This window comes from Arabiibacter massiliensis (assembly GCF_902386925.1).
GTDB classification, from domain to species: Bacteria; Actinomycetota; Coriobacteriia; order Coriobacteriales; family Eggerthellaceae; genus Arabiibacter; species Arabiibacter massiliensis.
Map to the genome: position 1 here is coordinate 2772370 of NZ_LR698996.1, position 22899 is coordinate 2795268.

The window sequence follows — 22899 nt, forward strand, 5'->3', positions numbered from 1 at the left end:
TGCTTGACGAGGAAATCGCTTCGGTTTCTTGTGCTACCATGGTCGGCGATCACTTGTCGCCGACCGAGAAAGCGCCATGGATAACATCAACCAGATCATCTCCGGGGTGAAAGAGCCGCCCCAATCCTTCGAAGAGTACCTCTCCTATTACGCCGATCGCGTGGGCGACCTGGTGAACGAGTACATCCCGCACGGGTCGCACCCCGACATGGACCGCTACCTGTACAACCCGCTGTACGCCTACAGCCAGAACGGCGGCAAGCGCCACCGTCCGCTCATCTGCTTCGCGGCCTGCCGCGCGGTCGGGGGCGACATGGTGCACGCCACGAGCGCCGCTGCGGCCATCGAGCACTTCCATACGGCCGCCCTCATCCACGACGACATCGCCGACGAGGCCGAGCTGCGCCGCGGCGAGCCGTGCATGCATCTCACCGAGGGCATGGGGCTGGCCATCAACGCCGGCGACCTCGCGCTTTCGCTGGTGAACGGCACGGTGGTGTCCGACGAGAACCTCGACGACGCCACGAAGGTGCGCGTGATCACCGAGCTCATCGACATGACGCGCCGCACCATCGAGGGCCAGGCGCTCGACATCGGCTGGGCGCGCGACGGCCGCTACGACATCACGCCGGAGGACTACCTGGTCATGGCCACGCACAAGACGGCGCACTACTCCGGCGCCGTGCCGCTGGCCATCGGCGCCATCATCGGCGGCGGCACCGAGGCCGAGATCGAGGCGCTGCGCAACTACGGCCTGGACACGGGTCTCGCGTTCCAGATCCAGGACGACCTCTTGAACCTCATCGGCAACGAGGAGTCCACGAAGAAGGACTTCCGCAACGACATCACCGAGGGCAAGCGCACGCTCGTGGTGGTGCACGCGCTGCAGCACTCCGATCAGCGCGACCGCCTCATCGAGATCCTCTCGTCGAAGGAGAAGGACCAGGCCGTGCTCGCCGAGGCCGTGGCCATCATGGAGGCGTCCGGCAGCGTCGACTACGCGCGCAACTACGCCGAGAACCTCACGAGCATCGCGAAGAACCGCTTGATCGACATGGTACGCCCCTCAAGCGCCCGCGACCTGCTGGTCAGCATGGCCGACTGGTTCGTCAACAGGTTGAAGTAGCGCGCCCTTCGCTCTGTTGCTTTGGTGGAAGCGTCGTCCCAGCGTGGGGCGGCGCTTTCTTGTTGAGGTACCATGGCGCTCATGGAAACCATCAAGCGAAACGACAAGGGCCCGGCTGTCGAGGACGTGCAGCAGCGGCTCGCCACCATCGGCCTGCTCGACCCCTCCGCCATCGACGGCGAGTTCGGCGACGCCACTGCGGCGGCGGTGCGCGCGTTCTGCGAGCGCAGCGGCATCGCGGCGGCCAACGAGGTCGACGGCAAGGTGTGGTCGGCGCTCGTCGACGCATCCTTCCAGCTGGGCGATCGCACGCTCTACCTGCGCATGCCCCACTTCCACGGCCGCGACGTGCTCGATCTTCAGCACGCGCTCGGCGCGCTCGGCTTCGCGTGCGGTGCGACCGACGGCATCTTCGGCGCATTCACCGAGCTCGCGCTGCGCAAGTTCCAGCTGAATCTCGGCCTGCCCTCGGACGGCATCGCCGGCGCGTACACCTACGCCGCCATCCGCAACCTCCACCATTCGTGGGAGGGCAAGGAGGCCGTGCACGGGTCGAACCACCTGGGCTTCGCGCGCGCCGCCGACGTGCTCGAGCGCAACGCGCTGTGCCTGTTCGGCACGAACGAGTTCACGCGCAGCGTCGCGTCGCGCATGTCGAACCTCGCGCTGGCCACGAACCCGGCCTCCAAGATCATGAGCGCCGACTCGCTGTTGGTGGCCCCCGACGATTCCATGCTGCTCGTGCACATCGTCCTGCCCGACGAGCGCACGCTCGAGAGCGTCCCGCGCGTGAGCTTCGAGGACGAGGAGTCGCTGTCGCTGCGCCTCGAGACCGCCATCGGCGTGGCCGACGCCGCCTCGCCCTCGCGCATCGCCGTGGAGCTTCCCGGCGAGATGTGGGAGGATGCCGGCGCGGGCCGCTCCGCCCAGCACTTCGCCATCACCCTCCTCGACGCCCTCTGCCTCGCGCTTTCGTAAGGGAGACAAATTCCCCGTCCCTCATATGCCCATCGAGTTGTCAAGTGCGAATTTTGACATAGGTCGGCCTACCTCAGGTAGCTACTCCTGAGGTAGGCCTCATCGAATCTGCTTGAGGCTTTAAGACATGTGCATATCCTGCGTGCGGGAGCTTTGGCTCTCGATCATACGGACGCTCAAACGGGTTCACTCTCATATCCTTGAATACGGCTATGCAGCCGCTCATATTTCGATTCTTCTGTGTCAGGCAGTGTCGCTTATCTTTTACGGGGAAGTCTTTGTCCGCATGTTTTCGATGCGCGGGACGGTCGCGAGTTACCTGTGCCTGTTCGAGTCCGTGCTCCAAGCAGATGGGATGTCTTTAGAGAATGCGCCGCATGTCGGCGCTACGCATTCGCCTGCTCTTTCTCGATCGCGCATCCTATGACCCAGATCCAGCGGACAAGCTCGTTTACGACGGCGACCTTGGCCTTGTTGGCGTTTGCGCCGCAGGTTCGAAGGTGAGTGTAGCGCTCATAGAGACGGGCATTTGCCTTGGCCGCAATCGCCTGCACGGCGCCCGATACGCCTATCCCCTCGGGCACCGCCTTGCGACCGGACTTCCATGCGGCGATCCCCGAATACCCCTCTATAAGCGCTCGTCTTAAGTGCTTGTTGCCGGCCTTCGTTATGTGGCCGTGGCTTGCCACAGGCCCGCTTGGGCCGTTTGAAGGGATCGTTCCAAGCCAGCACGACGTCTTGCGCCCCGTGTCGAAGCGGCTGAAGAGGCCGAACTCCACACGTGCGAGCATCGCGTTTTCCACCTCGATGCCCTTGAGCAAAGTGAGCGCGTCGATGTAGGGCTTGTGCTCGGAGCTCCCGGCCAGCTCGCGCACGAGCGCCTTGAGCTCTTTGACTTCTCGGCAGGCGTCCCTCACCTGCCGCCTGTAGGCCTCGAAGGTCTTTTCAGCGGAGATCTCCTGGAATGCTATGTTGTTGAGCCATGCATCGAACTCCCGCGTCCAGGCTTTCTTGGCCCTGCCGGCCTTCGTCTTTTCGCACCATACGCGTCCGTGACGCTGCAAGAAGGCGAGCAGGCGCTGCTTGGCATGCTTGGCGGCGTCGACCGCGGCGCGGTAGGCGCGCACGAGATCGCGCTCCGCCTCGGTCTTCTCATCGGGGATCCAGACGGTCGTGTAGTCGGAGGCGGGGTTGGCGACCTCTCTTAAGATCGCCTTGGCGTCGAGCTTGTCGCACTTGTGCTGCTTGTCCTTGGTCGATTTCGGCAGCGTGGATACCGCGATGACGTCGCAGGCGAAGCCGAGCACGGTGAGCTCGCGCGCCATCCAAAAGCCCGTGCAGCCGCTCTCGTAGGCGCTGTACACGGGCTGCGGGAGTGTCCCGAGCCACTCGGCGACGTCTGCGGCGCTCGGGCAGCCGGTGAAGGTCTTCCTGAAGTGCTCGCCGGTCTCGATGTTCATTGCCTGTGCGTCGATTGAACGCGCATGCACATCCATGCCCACATACGTTGTATACTTGCCCATCGGGAAGCCCCTCTCTTGTTTGTGGCTCTGACAGCCAGGTTGTTGGACCATCCCGATGTTAATCCACGTGCCCTAAGAGGCAAAGCGAAATAACAAGCGGGGCTTCCTTGCCTGTCCGTCACTCGATGGGCATATCGTCTTTGTCTCACCTTTGTCTCGCCCCTACACCATATGGTGTATTTGCGTGTCGGTTCCATGGTGGGCGTTTCTCGGGGCGGGCGCGCGCCGTATACTGAACGCGAACCGCAGAGACGCACGTCAGAAAGCAGGTGCACCATGACCGAAGAGCAGCGCAACGACCAGGGAGCGCCCCAGCCGCCGCAGCCCGTCGACCCTGGCTTCCAGCAGCCTCCCGTCGCTCCGCCGACGCCTCCGCAGCCCCAGCCGCAGCCCCAGCCGCAGCAGCCGCAGCAGCCGCCGATGTACGCGGCGCCGCAGCCGCAGCCCCAGGCTCCCGTCTTCTACCCGCCCGCGCCGCTCATGCAGCTCACCGGCGGCATGAAGTTCGCCTGGCTTGCGATCGGCCTGCTCATGGGCATTCCCGGCCTCATCCTCGCGTGGCTCGTGAACGTCGACAAGGCTCAGCAGGTGAAGAGCGACGCGCTCAAGTTCGCCATCATCGGCTTCGCCATCCAGGTCGTGCTCGGTTTCCTGATCGGCCTCATGATCGGCGGCATGATCTCGGCCGCGATGTACGGGATGATGGACTACGGCCACGGGTACTACGGCACCTGGTAACGCATCGATCCTGCGACCGCCGTCGCTTCGCACGGCCTCGGCGGTCGCTCCTCCCCCTGACGAAATCTGGAAATACGCGTGACTTTGGAGGGCCCTGCGGGGCCCTTCCGCATGCGCGCGCGGGCGAGTGGTACAATGTCCGCGTTTTCCACGAGACCCACTGCAGCAAAAGGAGCAAGCATGCCACGTCCCATGACCATGGCGGAGAAGATCCTCGCCGCCCATGCGGGGCTGGACGTCGTCGAGCCGGGCCAGCTGATCGAATGCGATCTCGACCTCGTGCTGTCCAACGACGTCACCGCCCCCATCGCCGTCAAGGAGTTCCGCAAGATCGGCGTCGAGCGCGTGTTCGACCCCCAGAAGATCGCGCTCGTGCCCGACCACTACGTGCCCAACAAGGACATCAAGAGCGCCGAGCAGGCCAAGATCGTGCGCGACTTCGCGCGTGAGCAGGGCATCACCCACTACTACGAGGTGGGCTGCATGGGTGTCGAGCACGCGCTGCTGCCCGAGCAGGGCGTCGTGGGCGCGGGCGACCTCATCATCGGCGCCGACAGCCACACGTGCACCTACGGCGCGCTCGGCGCGTTCGCCACGGGCGTGGGCTCCACCGACGCCGGCGTGGGCTACGCTACCGGCAAAGCGTGGTTCAAGGTGCCCGAGTCGCTCTTGTTCAAGATCGAGGGCGAGCTGGCGCCGGGCGTCACCGGCAAGGATGTCATCCTGCACATCATCGGGATGATCGGCGTGGACGGCGCGCTGTACTGCGCGATGGAGTTCACGGGCAGCGCCATCCGCAGCATGGACATGGACGAGCGCATGTCGATTTCCAACATGGCCATCGAGGCGGGCGGCAAGGCGGGCCTCATTGAGGTGGACGACGTGACGCGCGCCTACATGGACGGCCGCACCGAGCGCCCCTACACCGAGTACCATTCCGACCCCGACGCGCACTACGCGAAGGTGTATGAGATTGACGCCGCCTCTATCCAGCCGACGGTGGCCTTCCCGCACCTGCCGTCGAACACGCGCCCGGTGGCCGAGGCGCGCGACGTGAAAATCGACCAGGCGGTCATCGGCAGCTGCACGAACGGCCGCATCACCGACATGCGCCAGGCGGCCGAGGTGCTGCGTGGGCGCACCGTCCACCCCGACGTGCGCTGCATCGTGATCCCCGCCACGCAGCAGGTATACCGCCAGTGCATGGAAGAGGGCCTGATGGACGTGTTCCTCGACGCGAACTGCGCCGTGTCCACGCCCACGTGCGGCCCGTGCCTCGGCGGCTACATGGGCATCCTGGCCGCCGGCGAGCGCGCCATCGCCACCACGAATCGCAACTTCGTCGGCCGCATGGGCGACCCCACGAGCGAGGTCTACCTGTCCTCGCCGGCCGTCGCCGCCGCGAGCGCCGTGCTCGGCCACATCGCCCTGCCGGAAGATTTGGATTAGTGTCCCAAATGGGGACTGTCCCCATTTGGGACATGTTGAAAGGATCGACCATGCACTTCAAAGGAACCGCGCATCGCTACGGGCGCGATGTGGACACCGACGTCATCATCCCGGCCCGCTATCTGACCACGTCGGACCCGGCTGAGCTGGCGAAACACTGCTTGGAGGACCTCGACACGTCGTTCGTCGAGCGCGTGAAGCCCGGCGACATCATCGTGGCCGACGAGAACTTCGGCTGCGGCAGCTCGCGCGAGCACGCGCCCATCGCCATCAAGGCCGCGGGCGTGGACGTGGTCATCGCCAAGAGCTTCGCGCGCATCTTCTACCGCAACTCCATCAACACGGGCCTCGCCATCATGGAGTGCCCCGAGGCGGTGGACGCCATCAAGGCCGGTGACGTGGTGAGCGTGGACGCCGACGCGGGCGTCATCGTGGACGAGACGACCGGCCAGACCTTCCAGGCCCAGCCGTTCCCCCCGTTCATCAAGGAGATCATCGAAGCCGGCGGCCTCATCAACCGCACGCGCGAGAAGCTGGGCAAGGAGTAGGGCCATGACCAACTATCAGATCTGCCTGTTGCCGGGCGACGGGATCGGGCCGGAGATCATCGCGGAGGGGTGCAAGGTGCTCGACGCGGTGGGGGCGAAGTACGACGCGGCGTTCTCCTACACTGAGGCGCTCATCGGCGGCTGCGCCATCGACGCGACGGGCACGGCGCTGCCGGATGAGACGCTGCGGGCGGCCGAGGCGTCCGACGCGGTGCTGCTGGCGGCCGTCGGCGGGCCGAAGTGGGACACCACCGACCCCGCGAAGCCGCGCCCGGAGCAGGGCCTCTTGGGCATCCGCAAGGCGCTCGGCCTGTACACGAACCTGCGCCCGGTGCAGATATTCAACGCGTTGGCGGGCGCGTCCACGTTGAAGCCCGAGGTCATCGACGGCGTGGACCTCATGATCGTGCGCGAGCTGACGGGCGGCCTGTACTTCGGCCGTCGCGAGCGCTTCTACGACGAAGAGGGCTGCGGCGCGAAAGGCGCTGCCGGCCAGCGCGCCTACGATACGCTCGAGTACCGCGAGTACGAGGTGGAGCGCATCGCGCGCCAGGCCTTCGAGGCTGCGCGGAAGCGCCGCAGCAAGGTGACCAGTGTGGACAAGGCCAACGTGCTGGAGACGAGCCGCATGTGGCGCGAGATCGTGCACCGTATCCACGACGAGGAGTACGCCGACGTGGAGCTCGAGGACCTGCTCGTGGACAACACGGCCATGCAGCTCATCAACCGCCCCGCCGACTTCGACGTGGTGGTGACCGAGAACATGTTCGGCGACATCCTCTCCGACGAGGCCGCCCAGATCACGGGCTCGCTCGGGATGCTCGCCAGCGCGAGCCTCGGCGACGGCGTGGCGCTCTACGAGCCGAGCCACGGCAGCGCGCCCGACATCGCGGGGCAGGGCATCGCGAACCCGCTCGCGCAGATACTCTCCGTGGAGATGATGCTGCGCTACAGCTTCGACATGCAGCAGGCCGCCGACGACATCCGCCGCGCCGTGACCGCCGTCCTCGACGAGGGCTGGCGCACCGGCGACATCAAGGGCTCCGACACGCCTGCCGACCGCGTGGTGGGCACCGTGCAGATGGGCGACCTCGTGGTGGAGCGCCTGTAGCGTGCAGGCGCGCCGAAGGGGCTCATGCGAGTCCCTTCGCCTGTGCTATGCGATTGCCAGCTGCGCGAGAGCATCCGCCGCGGTCAAGGCGGCGACGGGGGCGTGGAGCACGAGTTTCGCGTCGTTGGTGACGAGCATGCGGGCGCCGAGCCTTTGCGCTGTGGCGACGACCAGGTTGTCCTCGTAATCGGAATGTAAGGCCCGCTGTTTGGCGGCTATCCAAGCATCGCTTTGGTCGGACGGCCCGACGACGGCGAGATCCATGATGAGGTCGAGGGCGGCCCAGGCGGCCTGCCGAGCGCTCGCGGCGGCCCGCTCGGACGGGAGGTCGCCGGTTTCCCTAGCGGCGATCTTGAGCTGCTGCTGGAAGATGAAGAAGACGTCCTTGAGGGCGTGCGAGGGAATGACGAGCGGCACCTCCCGGCGCTTGGCCTCGACGATGAAGGCGAATGAGTCGTCGTGGTTCGGGCGGTCGCCCATGAGGTAGTCGAGCCAGACGTTCGTGTCGACTACCACCACGTTGGACGTCATGAAAGCCCCCGTTCCGCCATCTTCTCGAAGCTTGCCTGCGCGAGGAGCTCGTCGTAATCGAGCTGCGCGGCGGCGCGGTCGGGGAAAGCCCCCAACGCCTCGAGCGCTTGCCGGTAGATGCCCGGCCCCGATTCGGCGATGCGGATGCGCTCGGCCGTCTGCGCGTCGTCGCCTTCCTTCTCCTCGAGTGATTCGAGCAGCTCGCGCACGGCAGCGGCGTCATGCCGATGCCTGCCGGCGAAATCCCACACCAGCCTGACGACGCGCGTGGGGGAGTAGCCTGCGGACGCGAAAGAGGCATCGCCGGCCGTTTTCGCGTCCGCGTCGATGCGTGCGTTGATCTGCGCTGTGGGCATGGGGGTCTCCTTCGATTGTCCTCCAAATTCCATTATAACGCGCAAATTGCTTTACGTAAAGCGGAAAGAAGGAAGACGCCTTTCCCATCACGTACCAGGGGGTCGGTATGGGTGTTCCATTGTCGACCCAAACACACGCATAACGGCGCTGTGGCGTGTGTTTGGGTCGACAATCGGTTTTGGGCGCGGCCGGTTCACCGAATATATGTTGACAACATGCATGCTGGGGGAGTATATATGTTCAAGGCATATATGTGCGAGATGCGCGAAGGAGGCGAAGGCGGATGCCGAACGGCGAATGCGGCACCCCGGCGGGGGGCATGGGCCCCGGCCCGCGCAAGCCGTGCTGCCGCAGGCGCGGCGGCGGGGGCGGCGCCCTCGTGGAGCCGGCAGCGCTCGCGGCGTTGCTGCACGCGGGCGGCTACGGCTACGACATGCGCAAGACCATCCTCGAGAAGACGGACGGCGCGGTGGACGTGGACGTGGGCGGCCTGTACCGCAGCCTGCGCCGCCTCGAGGAGGAGGGCGCGGTCGTCTCGCGCTGGTGCGACGACGAGTCCGGCCCGCGCCGGCGCGAGTACGAGCTCACGCAGCAGGGCGTGGAGCTGGCCGAGCAGTGGCTCGACGCCCTGCGCGACCGCCAGCGGCTGGACGGGCTCCTGGTGGGCCTGCTGGAAGGCGGTCTGCAACAACTGAATCGGGGCAAAGGCGCCCCGGAGAAAGAAGGCGAAGAATGAACGAGACGATGAAGTTGGCGGTTCCCACGATGGGCGCAGCGGGCCTCGAAGCCCAGCGGGCCGGCCACTTCGGCCACTGCGACTGCTTCACGGTGGTCGAGATCGCAAACGGCGAGATCACGGGAACGGGCGAAGTGGCCAACCCTCCCCACGAGGAAGGCGGCTGCCTGCGCCCGGTGAATCTGCTGGCCGACGCCGGCGTGGACGCCATCGTGGCGGCCGGCATGGGCATGCGGCCCCTCATGGGCTTCAACCAGGCGGGCATCACCGTGTACTTCGACAACGAGCACGCCGTCGTGGGCGACGCGGCGAAGATCGTCGCTGCTGGTAAGGCCCCTGTCATGGGTGCCGACCAGGCCTGCAACCACCATCACTGATCCCGCGCGCCGACGGGCGCGCGCCTTCACCCCCTCCTCCTGCCACGCCCCCGGCCGCCGTCGCGCGATCCGGGGGCGTGGCGTGCAGCGGCCCTTTCTGCGCCCGCGCGGTCATGCTATGCTGCTTCGTGGCAAAAGGAAGGACTCACTCGTGCGACAGCAATCAGGGCAAAGCGGCGTGCGCCGCATCTCGGGAAGCACGCTCTTCGGACTTCGGCGCAAGGTGCTCGAGGGTGCCGTGCCGCCGCTGTCCGATGCCGCCCCGGCCGCCGCGCCCGTCTTCGGCTGGGTGGAGAAGGGCCTTCCGACGCCGGCGACGGGCGGCATCTACGTGGTGGAGTTCGTCGGCAAGAACGACGCGCTCGTCTTGGCGTACATCGATCGGTACGGACGCGCGTTCTCGACCGACGTGCCGTTCGAGACGCCGCCGGCGCGCGAGCCTGACCTGCTGTTCCTGCATTACGAGGAACAGCCCACCCCCGGCGAGGAGCGCGGCTGCGTGGAAGTGCGCGAAGGCGGCGAGGGGCGGGAGGTGGCGCAGTACCGTTGCGCGCGCGGCGCCTACACGCTGTTCGACTCGTGGTTCGACTTCGGCCCGCACGCCGCCGGGCTCTCCTATAACGACGTGATGGCGCGCGCGTACCTTGCGTTCGTCCATCGGCCCGCGCTCGGCGCGCCGGCCGTGCCCGAGCGCGGGCTGGGCCACGTGCTCGGCCTTTTGCGAGCCGAGAAGCCGCTTGCCGCGTTCCGGACCGTCTCGGCTGAGGTGCGCGCAGCCGCGTCCGATCCCGTGTGCCGCCCGCCGGCGCTCGAGCGCTGTCTGGCGCAGTGGCTCTCCGAGGCGGGCCTCGACGAACTCGACGCGCGCGGCGTGAAGGACGACGCGCTGCGCCTCGTGCGCACGACGCGCTATGCCGACACGTTCTACCTGGCCGTCGAGGATGAGGGCGCGCGCGTCCCGCTGCGCACGGTGTGGGCCCTCGAGGCGGCCGTCAACCGCTTTCTGCTGGTGAGCGAGGCGTTCGGCGAGAACGTGCCGGCCGCGACGGACATCGACTGCGCCCGGTGGGATGCCTATCTCATAGAGGCCGCGGGCATGCAGCGCCCCCGGCTGGGAGAGCTTTCCGACGCGCCCGACGGTGCCGAGGGCGGGGAGTGGGCGTTTCGCTGCGCCATGGGCGGGGCGATCGAGCGGCTGCGCCTGCCCGTGCGCATCGATGCTGTCGTGGATGCGGACGTGGCCGCCGGTGTGGCCGCGCTCGAGCTCACGGTGCCCGACGGCCCGTTCATGCCGGCGTGGGCGTGGGCCGATGCGCCGCAGGGCGCGGGCGCGGGTTCATGGGCGCAGCCGGACGAGGCCGCGCGAGAGGCCCAGGCCAGGCGCTACGCCATGCACCTCGGCCTTGCGCTCGCGGCTGCGGCCCTCGAGGCCGCGCCGACGCTGCGGCGGGTGGACGTCGTCGCGCGCCCGTTCGTCGAGCCTCCCGCCAAGGCGGAGGGCGCGGCCGCCGGTGAGTTCCCCGGACTCGAGACGCGGCCGGCCTGGTACCGGGCGTCCTTCGACCGCGCCGCCTTCGAGGCGACGCAGGGCTTCGACGCCGCGCGCGCAGGCGACCCCGCGCCCCTGTTCGCATCGTGCGGCACCCGCTTCGACGTGGCCGATGCGGACGCGTTCGCCGCGCTGAAGCCGCTGCCCTCGGCGGCGTCCCGCGTCGATCTGCCCGAGGCCGCCGAGGTGGCGCTGGGCGAGGAGGCGGCATACGTGCTGGGAGCCGAATCGTGCGCCGAGCTGCGCATCAGCTACGATACCGCGTTGCGCCGCAGGGCCGAGGGGCTCGCGGACGAGGTGGTGCGCGCCGAGAGCGCGAGCGCGGCCATCCGCATCGTGCGCGCCGAGCAGGAGCGCGCCGAGGCCGCCGACGACGACCGCGCCCGCGAGGCGTGCACGCGCCTGATGGCCGCGCTCGCGGAGGGCGAGGTGGACGCGGGCGACCAGAACGCCGTGGTGGGCCGCTTCCTCGGCGACGACCGCTGCCTGCCCGCGCTCGCCCGCGCCCGCGCGCTCGCCCAGCACGACCCCGGCCAGGCGGCCGACGTGCTCATCGACGCCGTGGTGGAGGCGGCCGCGCTCGACGGGTTCTCCGACGGCGCTGCCACCGTCTACCGCACGTTCGACTCCTACGCGGGGCGCATGCTGTACAACCGCGCGCGCCGCGACGGCCAAGGGGCTCCCGAGCGCGCGCACGCCGACGCCGGCAAGCGCGTGCTAATGGCCACCGATTCGTTCTACCTGTGCCACCTCGAGATCGTCCGTTTGCTCGAGCACTCCTTCGAGCGCGCCGACGACGCCCAGCGCTTCGGCCTGCGCGCCGTGGAGATGGCTCCGGCGACGGCCGCGGGCTTCCGGCAGCTTGGGCGCGCGTACATGCTGGTGGGCGACATGGAGAACGCGGCCGAGGTGCTGGTAGAGGGCCTGCGCATCGCCGTGCAGCCAAGCGACATCTCCATGGCGTATTACCAGCTGGCCTACGTGCTGTGGAAGGCGGGCCGGCCCGAGCCGGGGGCGGCGTGCTATCTGAAGTCGCTCATGGTGTCGCAGGTCATCGCGCTGCAGGCCACCGCCGAGCTGCAGGAGCTGGTGGAGGAGACGGGCGTCGCGCTCGTCGAGCGCGCGCAGGTGGACAGCGAGCTCGCGCGCTTCGGCATCCCCGTCGCGCCCACCGAGGACGTGCTCGAAGCGCTGGGCTCGGGCGCCGCTGCGGCGGTGGACGAGGGGCTCTTCCCCGTGGCGCGCAACCTGCTGGCCCTGCGCCTGCGCTACCGCCCCGACGACGCCCTCGTGAACGTCATGCGCTCCCTAGAGGTTTCGACCCGCTGAGCGGGGACTCTGCGTTACAATAACGGGATTCCGCACAACGAGAACGAAGGGCACCATCATGGCGATTCAATCCCCCGAAGGTACGCGCGACCTGCTTCCCGACGAGGCGGCGTTCTGGGCGCATTTCAAGGCCGTGGCCGCCGACATCTTCGGGCGCTACGGCTACGCGCCCATCGAGACGCCGCTGTTCGAGCAGACGGAGCTGTTCGTGCGCGGCATCGGCGAGGCCACCGACGTGGTGTCGAAGGAGATGTTCACCGCCATCTCGGGGCAGAATCTCGCCACGCTTCTGGGCGGCGGCACCGTGAAGGCCAAGAGCCGCCTGTCGCTGCGCCCCGAGGGCACGGCCGGGGTCGTGCGCGCCGTGGTGCAGCACGACCTGGTGCCCCAGGGGGCCGCTCCCGCGAAGCTCATGTACGCGGGTCCGATGTTTCGCGCCGAGCGCCCGCAGAAGGGCCGCCAGCGCCAGTTCAACCAGGTGGGCATCGAGTGTTTGGGCGCCGAGGAGCCCAGCGTGGACGCCGAGGGCATCATCATGCTCATGCGCTTCTACGCGGCCATTGGCATCCCGGTGGAGAGCACGCGCCTGCTGGTGAACTCCATGGGCTGCGACGCGTGCCGCCCGGCGTACCGCGAAGCCGTGCGCGCCTACATGGCCGAGCATGCAGGCGAGCTCTGCGACGAGTGCAACCGCCGCGCGGAGATCAACCCGCTGCGCGCGTTCGACTGCAAGAACCCCGGCTGCGCCGCCGTCATGGAGGGCGCGCCGAAGATCACCGATCATTTGTGCGACGACTGCCGCGAACACTACGAGGCCGTGAAGACCCACCTGGATGGCGCGGGGCTCACCTATGTGGAGGACTCGAAGCTGGTGCGCGGGCTCGACTACTACACGCGCACGGTGTTCGAGGTGCAGGTGACCGAGGGCATGGGCAGCCAGAACGCCATCGGCGGCGGCGGGCGCTACGACAAGCTGGCCCAGGAGGTGGGCGGACGCCCCACGCCGGGCTTCGGCTGGGCGCTCGGCTACGAGCGCTGCGTGCTGGCGCTCGAGGCCGCGGGTCACGCGTTCCCGCCGGCGGCGCGCTGCGACGTGTTCGTGGCCTGCGTGGACGACTCGGTGCGCGCGGAGGCGTTCTCGCTCGTGCAGGCCATGCGCGACGCGGGCCTCGCCGGCGAGATGGACCACCAGCACCGCAGCCTGAAGAGCCAGTTCAAGCTGGCCGACAAGCTGGGTGCGCACGCGGTTGTCGTGCTCGGCCCCGACGAGCTGGCCGCCGGCCAGATGAAGGTGCGCAACATGCAGACCCACGAGGAGCGCGCCGTGAACCTCGCGGCGGCGAAGGCCCTGCTCGCCCGCTTCGGCGGCGAGCCCTTCGGCAGTCCGGCCCCCGCCGTGGAAGACGTCTTCAGCGAGCTCGAGTAAGCCGGATGTCCCAAATGGGGACAGTCCCCATTTGGGACATCGGACACGTGTACGAGAAGCTCAACATCCACTCCAAGCAAGAGCTGCTCGACCTGGTGCTGTTTGGCTCGGGGGTCATGTAGGCGCTCTTGCCGCGCCTTTCGAAAGGGCGGGAATTTGCGGCTGTGGCACGCGTGACGCGCTTGAGAAATTCGCGACCTGGGGAAACGTTGCCTGATGAATGGCGGCATCGTACGAACGGCACCTGATCTGTGCCACAGCCGCAAATTCTTGCCCTTTCTGTCGAGATGCTGATTGGGGAAGTGAACCAAGGCGGCGTCACTTTGTCTTGCGCCCTTGCGTCCTCTCAAAAATGCATGTATGCTACATGTTAGAGACATGCAAACAAGGAGGTAGCCATGCCGGCATTGCAAGTGCGTGATTTCCCGGACGATCTGTACGAGCAGTTGAAGGCCTATGCCGCCAGCCAGCACCGCAGCATGGCGCAGCAGGTCATCGTGGCCGTGGAGCAGATGCTCGCGCATCCGGAGTCGTCGCATTACTGGGACGGCGAGCGGATGTACCGCGCCGTGCATCCGCGTTTCGACTTCGACACCGAGGAGGAGCGCACCGCCCGCATCGAGAAGCGCAAGAAGCTGTTCTCGGAGATCGAGCGGTTTGAGTGGGGTGGGCCGAAGCCGACTGCGGATGAGATCGTCGAGCTCGTGCATGAGGGGCGTCGGGAGCGTGATCGCCAGATGAGCGACGTTCTCGGTATGCCGTACGACGAGGAGGTCTAGCATGATCGTCCTCGATTGCAATGCGGCCATCAACATGCTCGTCGGAACCGAGGAGGGGAAGGCGCTCAAGGCGCTGCTCCTCGAAGGCGAAAAGGTTGTCTCCCCGGCCCTTTTCTGCGCCGAAGTCACCCATGTGCTTGAGAAAAGGGTGCGAGGCGGCCATATGACCAGGGAGAAGGCTCGGGAGATGGGGCGCGCGTGCCTTTCCTCCGTGGACGAGTTCATTCCCGACGGGGAGCTGTGGGAAGAGGCCTTGCTAGAATCGGTTCGCTTGGGGCATTCCTCGTATGACCTGTTCTACCTGCTTCTTGCGCGACGCAACGCGGCGACGCTGTTCACGCTCGACCGCAAGCTGCAGCAGCTCTGCCTGGACAACGGGGTGAACTGCGTGTTCACGGACACCGAATTCTAAGGCCCCGGCAGCGCATTTTGCATGGAGCGGCGCGCGAGTTTCGGCCCGCGCGCGCTTCTTGCAGTACAATAATCCAGTTTGAGCATTGCCCGCCGCCCGTGTGCGGCGGGTTCTAGATAGCGGCGTCAAGGAGCAAGGAACCATCACTATGACGGACTTCATGAACGAATACTGCATGCATACCGCGACGTGCGGCGAGCTGCGCCAGGGCGACGTGGGGCGCGAAGTCGTGCTCACGGGCTGGGCGTGGCACAACCGCGACCACGGCGGTCTCATCTTCATCGACCTGCGCGACCGCGCGGGCTATACGCAGGTGGTCGTCGACCCCGACTGCGTGAGCGCGGATGACTTCGCGAAGGCTGAGCACCTGGGCCGCGAGTACGTGCTGAAGGTGGCCGGCACGGTGCGCGAGCGTGGCGCCGACGCCGTGAACCCCAACATGGCCACGGGCGAGATCGAGGTGCTGGCGAAGTCCGTCGAGGTGCTGAACACGAGCGTGACCCCGCCGTTCGCCATCGAAGACGGCATCGAGACCGACGAGACCACGCGCATGAAGTGGCGCTATCTGGACATCCGCCGTCCCGAGATGTACGAGGCCCTGCACCTGCGCCACACGGTGGCCCAGGCCATGCGCGGTGCCCTGAACGAGCGCGGCTTCCTGGAGGTGGAGACGCCCATCCTGGCCAACTCCACGCCCGAGGGCGCGCGCGACTACATCGTGCCCAGCCGCCCGAACCCGGGCAAGTTCTACGCGCTGCCGCAGAGCCCCCAGCAGTTCAAGCAGATGCTCATGGTGGCCGGCGTCGAGCGCTACTACCAGATCGCGCGGTGCTTCCGCGACGAGGATCTGCGCGCCGACCGCCAGCCCGAGTTCACCCAGGTGGACATCGAGATGAGCTTCGTCGAGGAAGACGACGTGCTGCGCCTCATGGAGGACGTCATGGCCGAGGTGCTGGCCGCCGTGGGCGTGCAGCACGACTTCCCGCTGCCGCGCATGCCCTACGCCGAGGCCATGGAGCGTTTCGGCAACGACCGCCCCGACACCCGCTTCGGCATGGAGCTGCACGACATCACCGACCTCGTGAAGAACACGGGCTTCAAGGTGTTCTCCAGCGTGGCGCAGTCCGGTGGCGTGGTGAAGGCCATCAACGCGAAGGGCGCGGGCGACTGGAGCCGCGGCGAAGTGGAGAAGCTGGCCGACATCGCGGCTGCCAACGGCGCGAAGGGCATGGCCTGGATCGCGTTCACCACCGACGGCGCCGAGAAGAGCCCCATCATCAAGTTCTTCTCCGACGAGGAGTTCGCCGCGCTCAAGCAGGCCATGGACGTCGAGCCGGGTGACCTGCTGCTGTTCGCGGCCGATAAGCCCGAGGTGGCCAACGCCGTGCTCTCCGCCCTGCGCCTGCACATGGCCGACGCGCTGAACATCCCGCGTGAGGGGCATGCATTGCTCTGGGTGGTGAACTTCCCCATGTTCAAGTACGACGAGGACGAGAAGAAGTACGCCGCCGAGCACCATCCGTTCACGCAGATCCGCGTGGAGGATCTGGGCAAGATAGAAGACGCGCCGCTTGAGTGCGGCAGCTACTCCTACGACCTGGTCATGGACGGCTTCGAGGCGGGCGGCGGCACCATCCGCATCCACGAGGCCGACTTGCAGCGCCGCGTGCTGCGCCGTCTGGGGCTCACCGACGAGGAGATCGACGAGAAGTTCGGCCACCTCATCCATGCCCTCGAGCTGGGTGCCCCGCCGCACGGCGGCATCGCGCTCGGCCTCGACCGCCTGGTCATGCTGCTGGCCGGCAAGGCGTCCATCCGCGACGTCATCGCCTTCCCCAAGACCAGCAGCGCGAGCGACCCGATGACCGGCGCCCCGAACGCCGTAACGGGCCGCCAGCTGAAAGAAGTGAGCCTGCGCACGCTGTAGGATTGACGGGCGCGCGCGTCTAGCAAGAACGTTTCGAGGGCCCGCCGGCATTCTGGCGGGCCCTCGCGCATATGAAAGCGGAAGGAACGCGACGTCGCTCAGCTGGCGATATCCCCTCGAGCGCTCCAGACGGCCTGGACAAGGGCCTCGAAATCGTATTCGACCTCGGTGGAGTAGGGGAGCGACGTCATGACCGTGAGCAGGTAGGCGCGCCCGTTCTCGGTCACGATGCCCGAGTCGCAGAAGCCGTCCATGTCCTCCTCGCCGTCGAGCCAGCCGGCCTTGCTGAGCACGCTCACATCGCCGCCGGCCAGGGCGTGGCGCATGAACGACACGCGCGCGTTCTCCAGAAGCCCTTCGAGCCACGTCGCCGAGGGCGCGCCGCTGTTCAGGTACTCCTGCATGCGCAGCCACAGCAAGGCCGACTCGCGCGCGGAGTAGTAGGGGGTGTACTGCTCGCGGCTGAACTCCTCGCCGATGCCCAGGCCGTCGAGCCATTCCCCGAACGCCGGGCCGGCGAAGCGGTCGCGCAGGGCCTGGTAGGCGTCGTTATCGGACTCGCTCACGGCGGCCTCCATGAGCGCGCGGATGTCGGCCTCCTCGGCAGGCTCGATCCCGCCCGCATCGAGCTGCGTCTCGCAGAGGAACAGCGCGTACGGGGCCTTGATGGAGCTTGCCGAGAACACGCGCGCGTCGACGTTGGCCGCGACGCCGCGTCCAGACTCGAGGTCGAACAGCAGGTAGCCGGCCTCCGCGCCCTGGTCGATGATCGCCTGCGTCGCGGCGTCGAGCGCGACGAGCGTCTCCTGGGAAAGGGTCGGCGCGGCATCGCCGGGCGCGGCAGCGAAGGCGAAGGGCTCGCGCTGCCCGGAAAGCGCCAGGAGGTCGGTGCCACTTGGCGCGTAGGGAGCGGGCTCCGCAGCGGGCGCGACGGGCTCCACCGGCGGCTCGAAGGAAGGCTCGCTCACCTCGCCGAACGTCGCACGATCGGCCGCAACGCCTCCGACAGGCGCAGAGCACGCCCCTAACGCGCACGCGCACGCCAAGACGGCCGCACAGCAAACAAAGCGCCTCAGCCGCATGCTGCATCTTGTCTCTTCCCTTGGAGCCATATCCTCCGCATTCCGCTGTCTTTCTCGATGGAAGTGTAGCGCTTGCTGCGTATTGTCGCTCGGCAAGGGCTCTTTCATCCATCGTCTTACCGCAACTGCTAGGACGCGATGTCCCGATCGGCAGGGCCCGGTTACGGCCGAGGCCGCCCAGGACCCTGCCGCCTGTGGACATTTGGTTGCTTCCCCTGCGCTGGGCGCGCGCGTGATGAGCGCATCGCGTATACTGTCGTCTCGGTTATTTCACCAGTGCCTTGAATGGGCTGGGGCGGCGACATGTTCCGAACCTGGTCAGGTCCGGGAGGAAGCAGCCATAAGGGACCGCTGACGAGCGCCCCTGCCTATTCAGGGCACTTCCGTTGCGCTGGCTCGCGAGGCCAGCGCAACGCGTATTAACGGCAAGGGGCCCGCATGGATATCATCAATTTCTTCGTCGACCTGCTTTCCGACCCTCGTGGGGCGATCGCCGGCTGGATCATCGCACTCGGTCCGGTGTGGGTGTACTCGCCGCTGTTCCTCATCGTGTTCGTGGAGACGGGGCTCGTGTTCTTCCCGTTTCTGCCCGGCGACTCGCTGCTGTTCGCGGCCGGCGTGTTCTCGGCCGACGGCGGCGGGCTGAACATCTGGGCCACGCTCATCGTGTTCTACGTGGCCGCCATCCTGGGCAACACGTCGAACTACTGGATCGCGCGGTTCTTCGGCGCGCGCATCATCGACTCCGGCAAGGTGAAGGCGCTCACGCCCGAGCGCATGGAGAAGCTCGACCACTTCTTCGCGAAGTACGGCGGCCTCACCATCGTCATCACGCGCTTCATGCCGTTCTTCCGCACGTTCGCCCCGTTCATCGCGGGCACCGGCCACATGAACTTCGGCAAGTTCACGTTCTTCAACGTCCTGGGCGGCGTGTCGTGGGTGAGCCTGTTCGTGCTGGTGGGGTACTTCTTCGGCGGCATCCCGGTGGTGCAGGAGCACTTCGAGGTCATCGTGCTGGGCATCGTGGCCGTGAGCGTGGCGCCCGCCATCATCGGCGCCGTGAAGGCCGCCATGAGCTCCCGCAAGAAGAAGCAGTCCGCTGCGGAGGGCGACGCGGAATAACTGCCAGGGCGGCGTCTGCTACGAATAACGCTCGGGAATGCAAGTTGTGCCGGTTCTGCGCAGCGAATCGCGCGCAGAACCGGCACAACTTGCATTTCCAAACGATTCTTGCGGCAGGAGGAGACGCGGCGCGTTCCATGCTGCTGATGCTGTGAGGGCTCGGGCGGTGTGCCGCGCGGGGCGGGCGGTTCTTCTATAATAGGTGCGAGAACTTGAAACGCCCACGGGAAAGCGGGAGCCACGCGCCATGTCAGAGGCACTCTACAGAAAATACCGGCCGCAGATATTCGAGGACGTCGTCGGCCAGGAGCATATCGAGCGCACCATCAAAAACGCCATCGAGCAGGACAAGGTGAGCCACGCCTACCTGTTCACGGGCCCGCGCGGTACGGGCAAGACCACCACCGCGCGCCTGCTGGCCAAGGCGCTGCTGTGCGAACACGGGCCCACGCCCGAGCCCGACGGCACGTGCGATGACTGCGTGATGATCGCGAACGGCGAGCACCCCGACGTCTACGAGCTGGACGCCGCGAGCCGTACCGGCGTGGAGAACGTGCGCGAGGAGATCATCGGGCGCGTGCAGTTCGCTCCCACGCGTGGACGCTACAAGATCTATATCATCGACGAGGTTCACATGCTGTCGACGGCCGCGTTCAACGCGCTGCTGAAGACGCTCGAGGAGCCGCCGAGCCACGTGGTGTTCATCCTGGCCACCACCGATCCGCAGAAGGTGCCCGAAACCATCCACTCGCGCTGCCAGCGCTTCGACTTCCGCCGCATCTCGTCGGAGGCCATCGTGTCGCGCCTGGGTGCCATCTGCGTGTCCGAGGACGTTGAGTTCGAAGGCGAGGCGCTCGACCTCATCGCGCACCGGGCCGAAGGCGGCATGCGCAACGCGCTCACCTCGCTCGAGCAGCTCATCGCGTTCGGCGAAGGCAAGGTGACGCTGGAAGTGGCCGAGCGCATGCTGGGCGGCGTGGACACGAACGACCTGGCTGAGATCATGCGCGCCATCGGCACGCGCGACGTGGCCGGGTGCTTCCGCTGGACGGCCGAGTACGTGGAGACGGGCGCCGACCTGGCGCAGTTCACGCGCGATCTGGCCGAGCACGTGCGCAACCTCTACGTGATGTCGCTTACCGACGCCGACGTGGCGCTGGAGGTGGGCGCCACCGAGCGCCGTCAGCTGGCGAGCGAGCTGCCCCTGTTCGGGCCCGACCGCCTCGCGCGGCTGCTGGCCGTGCTGGGCGACCTGTCGGCGGAATTGAAGACGTCCACGAACCCGCGCCTGTCGTTCGAGATTGCGCTCACGCGCATGGTGCGGCCGGACTCCGACCTCACGCTCGCAGCCCTCGCCGAGCGCGTGGAGGCCCTCGAGAGCGGCCACTCCGCTGTCGCGCACGTGACGAGCGTAGGAACGCCGGCCGCCGTCGCACCGGTCCCTGCCCCCGCAGCCCCTGTCATCCTGAGCGCGCAAGCCCCCTCTGTCATCCCGGGCGGGCAAGCCCCCTCTGTCATCCTGAGCGAGCGAAGCGAGTCGAAGGATCCCGCGCGGCCGCAGGCGCAAACGCCTCCAACTCCGGCGGCCCCTGCGGCAGCTCCCGCCCCGGAGCAAGCTGCGCGCACGGCGGCCACGCCTCCGGCTCCATCCGGCGTCCAGTCGCCCGACGACCTGCGCGCCGCGCTCGCCGCAGGGTTCGGCGAAGGCGTCGTCGTCGAAGAAGTGAGAGAATAGCCCCTGCCGGATCCACGCGCCCGCCGGATCGGCCGGCGCTTTCGCAAGATCGACCGCAACGAGCAACGAAGAAGGAGATACCCCATGGACATGAAGAAGATGATGAAGCAGGCCCAGAAGATGCAGCTGGAGCTGGCGCGCGCCCAGGAGGAGATCAAGGACCTCACGTTCGAGGCCACGGCCGGCGGCGGCATGGTGAAGGCGGTGGCCGTGGGCGACATGTCCATCGCCAGCATCACCATCGACCCCGAGGCGGTCGACCCCGAGGACGTCGAGATGCTCCAGGACATGGTGGCCGCCGCCGTGAACGAAGCCCTGCGCGGCGTGTCCGACATGAGCTCGCAGCGCCTGAGCGCAGCGACCGGCGGCATGAGCATCCCGGGCCTCATGTAGCTTGGGCGAAGGAGGATCGCCGTGTACGCAGCGCCGTCCATCCAGAAGCTCCTCGACGAGCTCGAGCGCCTGCCCGGCGTCGGCCCCAAGTCGGCGCAGCGCATCGCCTACTGGATACTCAACGCCGACAAGGCGACGGCGCTGCGTCTTTCCGAAGCCATCGCCGAGGTGAAGGACCACGTGCGCTTCTGCAGCCGGTGCTTCAACTACGCCGAGGACGACCTGTGCGAGATATGCAGCTCTGCCAAGCGCGACGCGAGCGCCATCTGCGTAGTCAGCGAGCCGCGCGACATCCCGCCCATTGAGCGCACCTCCGTGTACCACGGCGTATACCACGTGCTGGGCGGGGCGCTCTCTCCCATGGAGGGCATCGGCCCGGACAATCTGCGCATCGCCGAGCTCATGGCGCGCCTCGCGTCCGACGAGGTTGAGGAGGTCGTCCTGGCCACGAACCCCAACGTGGAGGGCGAGACGACGGCCGCCTACCTCGCGCGCCTCATCAAGCCGCTCGGCATCCGCGTGACGCGCCCCGCGAGCGGCCTGCCCGTGGGCGGCGATTTGGAGTTCGCCGACGAGGTCACCCTCGGCCGCGCCATCGAGGCACGCCGTCCGCTGTAGCCCCGCGCCCCGCCTCCGCAGCCTACGAGAGCGCCCGGTTCATGATCGAGGCCAGCCCGTTGCTCATGAAGTGCTCGAAGGCGAAGTACGAGGGGTTCATGCACCCCTTCAGCGACGTGAGGCAGAACGGGATGGGGTAGGCGTCCGACGGCGTGACCAGCTTGAGCTTCGCCCCGCCGAGCATCCCGCCGAGCGCCGAGATGCCTGCCGCGAAGATGAGCCCCTGGTCTTTGACGACGAAGCGCATCACCTCGATCATCCCCACGTTCTTCCGCTCCATCTCGATGCCCAGCTTGTGGAATGTCCTGACGAAGTCGTCATTGATCAGGCTGAATCCCTCCGACGTGAGCAAAGGGTAGCGCCGCAGGTCGTCCAGGTTTACCGTTTCGGCGTTCCTGAGGGGATGGGTGGCGGCCATGAGCACGCCGAGGGGGATCGTCCCCACCGACACGCAGTTCACGTCCTTATGCGGTAGGGGGCCCAGCGACATGAGCGCGTCGAGCCGTCCGGTGCGCAGCCCCTCCATGCCCTTGCCCGCCGTCGTGCGCGTCACGGAGGCCTCGATTCCCATGAAGCGCTTCGCGAACGCCTCGATCTTGCCGCACGCGTCGCTGAACCGGTAGAAGGCGGGCGCCACCATGCCGAGCCGCAGCGTGTCGCTCTGCGGCGAGGGATCCTCCCGGTCGTCGGCCTGCTTGAACGCCTCCAGCTTGTCGAACTCGGCCACGGTCTTGCGCGCCTCGCGGTAGAACGCGCTGCCGAACAGCGTGGGCTCCACTCCGTGGCTCTTGCGGACGAACAGGTTCTCTCCCAGCTCCGTTTCCAGATCGCCCATCGCCTTGGAGATGGTCTGCACGGTCACGAAGTTGCGCTTCGCCGCAGCGGTGAGGCTGCCGCTTTCCACGGTGGATACGAAGTATTTGATCTGCTTTATGTTCACGGAGGCCCGATCCAGTCGCTCAGCTTGCTAACGGAACAACTCTATCGTAAGCGTTTCGCCCGCCGTCCAAGCTGGGAAGTCATTCAGGGAATTTCGAAATCAGCCACTTCGCA

General features: G+C 67.2%; 22 protein-coding genes and 1 other RNA gene. 18 read left to right on the forward strand and 5 right to left on the reverse strand.

What is annotated here, in order from left to right; all coding sequences use genetic code 11:
- Positions 1-76 precede the first annotated feature (76 nt).
- The gene (locus tag FX134_RS11830; RefSeq protein WP_080802163.1) at positions 77-1126 is read left to right on the forward strand and encodes a polyprenyl synthetase family protein; all 1050 of its coding nucleotides are present in this window, start codon (positions 77-79) and stop codon (positions 1124-1126) included.
- A gap of 72 nt (positions 1127-1198) precedes the next feature.
- Positions 1199-2104, forward strand: coding sequence for a peptidoglycan-binding domain-containing protein (locus FX134_RS11835; protein ID WP_080802164.1), 906 nt, complete (start codon positions 1199-1201; stop codon positions 2102-2104).
- 386 nt (positions 2105-2490) lie between these two features.
- Here FX134_RS11835 and FX134_RS11840 read toward each other — a convergent pair whose 3' ends face one another.
- Complete coding sequence (locus FX134_RS11840; RefSeq protein WP_080802166.1) at positions 2491-3678, reverse strand: IS110 family RNA-guided transposase; 1188 nt, start codon at positions 3676-3678, stop codon at positions 2491-2493.
- A gap of 225 nt (positions 3679-3903) precedes the next feature.
- Here FX134_RS11840 and FX134_RS11845 point away from each other — a divergent pair, with 225 nt between their 5' ends.
- From FX134_RS11845 to leuB, 4 genes are all read left to right on the forward strand, one after another.
- Positions 3904-4365: a spore coat protein SP96 gene (locus tag FX134_RS11845; protein ID WP_080802170.1), complete on the forward strand. Its 462-nt coding sequence runs from the start codon at positions 3904-3906 to the stop codon at positions 4363-4365.
- 180 nt (positions 4366-4545) lie between these two features.
- Positions 4546-5814: a 3-isopropylmalate dehydratase large subunit gene (gene leuC / locus FX134_RS11850; protein ID WP_080802173.1), complete on the forward strand. Its 1269-nt coding sequence runs from the start codon at positions 4546-4548 to the stop codon at positions 5812-5814.
- 50 nt (positions 5815-5864) lie between these two features.
- Positions 5865-6362, forward strand: coding sequence for a 3-isopropylmalate dehydratase small subunit (locus FX134_RS11855; RefSeq protein ID WP_080802175.1), 498 nt, complete (start codon positions 5865-5867; stop codon positions 6360-6362).
- Between the two features lie 4 nt (positions 6363-6366).
- Complete coding sequence (leuB, locus tag FX134_RS11860) at positions 6367-7473, forward strand: 3-isopropylmalate dehydrogenase (RefSeq protein WP_080802178.1); 1107 nt, start codon at positions 6367-6369, stop codon at positions 7471-7473.
- 45 nt (positions 7474-7518) lie between these two features.
- Here the strand turns inward: leuB and FX134_RS11865 are convergent, their stop codons facing one another.
- Positions 7519-8004 carry a type II toxin-antitoxin system VapC family toxin gene (locus FX134_RS11865; RefSeq protein WP_080802180.1) on the reverse strand — a complete coding sequence of 162 codons (486 nt, stop codon included), beginning with the start codon at positions 8002-8004 and terminating at the stop codon, positions 7519-7521.
- Entirely contained in the window at positions 8001-8360 is a 360-nt protein-coding gene (locus tag FX134_RS11870) for a hypothetical protein (protein WP_080802183.1), read from the reverse strand. Before FX134_RS11870 ends, FX134_RS11865 begins: the two co-directional genes overlap by 4 nt.
- 284 nt (positions 8361-8644) lie before the next feature.
- Here FX134_RS11870 and FX134_RS11875 point away from each other — a divergent pair, with 284 nt between their 5' ends.
- The 7 genes from FX134_RS11875 (at position 8645) to aspS (ending at position 16896) form a co-directional block, all read left to right on the forward strand.
- Positions 8645-9097 carry a PadR family transcriptional regulator gene (locus tag FX134_RS11875; protein ID WP_080802190.1) on the forward strand — a complete coding sequence of 151 codons (453 nt, stop codon included), beginning with the start codon at positions 8645-8647 and terminating at the stop codon, positions 9095-9097.
- A complete protein-coding gene (locus FX134_RS11880; RefSeq protein ID WP_080802193.1) occupies positions 9094-9474 on the forward strand; it encodes a NifB/NifX family molybdenum-iron cluster-binding protein in 381 nt (126 codons plus the stop codon). Before FX134_RS11875 ends, FX134_RS11880 begins: the two co-directional genes overlap by 4 nt.
- Positions 9475-9625: 151 nt before the next feature.
- Positions 9626-12352, forward strand: coding sequence for a hypothetical protein (locus FX134_RS11885; protein WP_232050942.1), 2727 nt, complete (start codon positions 9626-9628; stop codon positions 12350-12352).
- 58 nt (positions 12353-12410) lie between these two features.
- A complete protein-coding gene (hisS, locus tag FX134_RS11890) occupies positions 12411-13778 on the forward strand; it encodes a histidine--tRNA ligase (protein ID WP_080802199.1) in 1368 nt (455 codons plus the stop codon).
- A gap of 398 nt (positions 13779-14176) precedes the next feature.
- Complete coding sequence (locus tag FX134_RS11895; protein WP_080802200.1) at positions 14177-14557, forward strand: FitA-like ribbon-helix-helix domain-containing protein; 381 nt, start codon at positions 14177-14179, stop codon at positions 14555-14557.
- A 1-nt stretch (position 14558) separates the two neighbouring features.
- Positions 14559-14969, forward strand: coding sequence for a type II toxin-antitoxin system VapC family toxin (locus tag FX134_RS11900; protein ID WP_080802201.1), 411 nt, complete (start codon positions 14559-14561; stop codon positions 14967-14969).
- A gap of 148 nt (positions 14970-15117) precedes the next feature.
- Positions 15118-16896, forward strand: a complete 1779-nt coding sequence (gene aspS / locus FX134_RS11905) for an aspartate--tRNA ligase (protein WP_080802204.1) — start codon at positions 15118-15120, stop codon at positions 16894-16896.
- A 98-nt stretch (positions 16897-16994) separates the two neighbouring features.
- Here the strand turns inward: aspS and FX134_RS11910 are convergent, their stop codons facing one another.
- A complete protein-coding gene (locus tag FX134_RS11910) occupies positions 16995-17864 on the reverse strand; it encodes a serine hydrolase (protein WP_143412195.1) in 870 nt (289 codons plus the stop codon).
- A gap of 396 nt (positions 17865-18260) precedes the next feature.
- Between FX134_RS11910 and ffs the strand changes: the two genes are divergently transcribed.
- The 5 genes from ffs (at position 18261) to recR (ending at position 21846) form a co-directional block, all read left to right on the forward strand.
- Positions 18261-18356: signal recognition particle sRNA small type (gene ffs, locus FX134_RS11915), an RNA gene on the forward strand.
- Between the two features lie 60 nt (positions 18357-18416).
- The gene (locus FX134_RS11920) at positions 18417-19100 is read left to right on the forward strand and encodes a VTT domain-containing protein (protein ID WP_080802209.1); all 684 of its coding nucleotides are present in this window, start codon (positions 18417-18419) and stop codon (positions 19098-19100) included.
- A gap of 247 nt (positions 19101-19347) precedes the next feature.
- Positions 19348-20835: a DNA polymerase III subunit gamma/tau gene (dnaX, locus tag FX134_RS11925; protein WP_232050943.1), complete on the forward strand. Its 1488-nt coding sequence runs from the start codon at positions 19348-19350 to the stop codon at positions 20833-20835.
- A gap of 84 nt (positions 20836-20919) precedes the next feature.
- A complete protein-coding gene (locus FX134_RS11930) occupies positions 20920-21228 on the forward strand; it encodes a YbaB/EbfC family nucleoid-associated protein (protein ID WP_080802212.1) in 309 nt (102 codons plus the stop codon).
- 21 nt (positions 21229-21249) lie between these two features.
- Positions 21250-21846 carry a recombination mediator RecR gene (gene recR / locus FX134_RS11935; RefSeq protein WP_080802214.1) on the forward strand — a complete coding sequence of 199 codons (597 nt, stop codon included), beginning with the start codon at positions 21250-21252 and terminating at the stop codon, positions 21844-21846.
- A 22-nt stretch (positions 21847-21868) separates the two neighbouring features.
- Here the strand turns inward: recR and FX134_RS11940 are convergent, their stop codons facing one another.
- Positions 21869-22786, reverse strand: a complete 918-nt coding sequence (locus FX134_RS11940) for a LysR family transcriptional regulator (protein WP_080802217.1) — start codon at positions 22784-22786, stop codon at positions 21869-21871.
- Between the last annotated feature and the right edge of the window lie 113 nt (positions 22787-22899).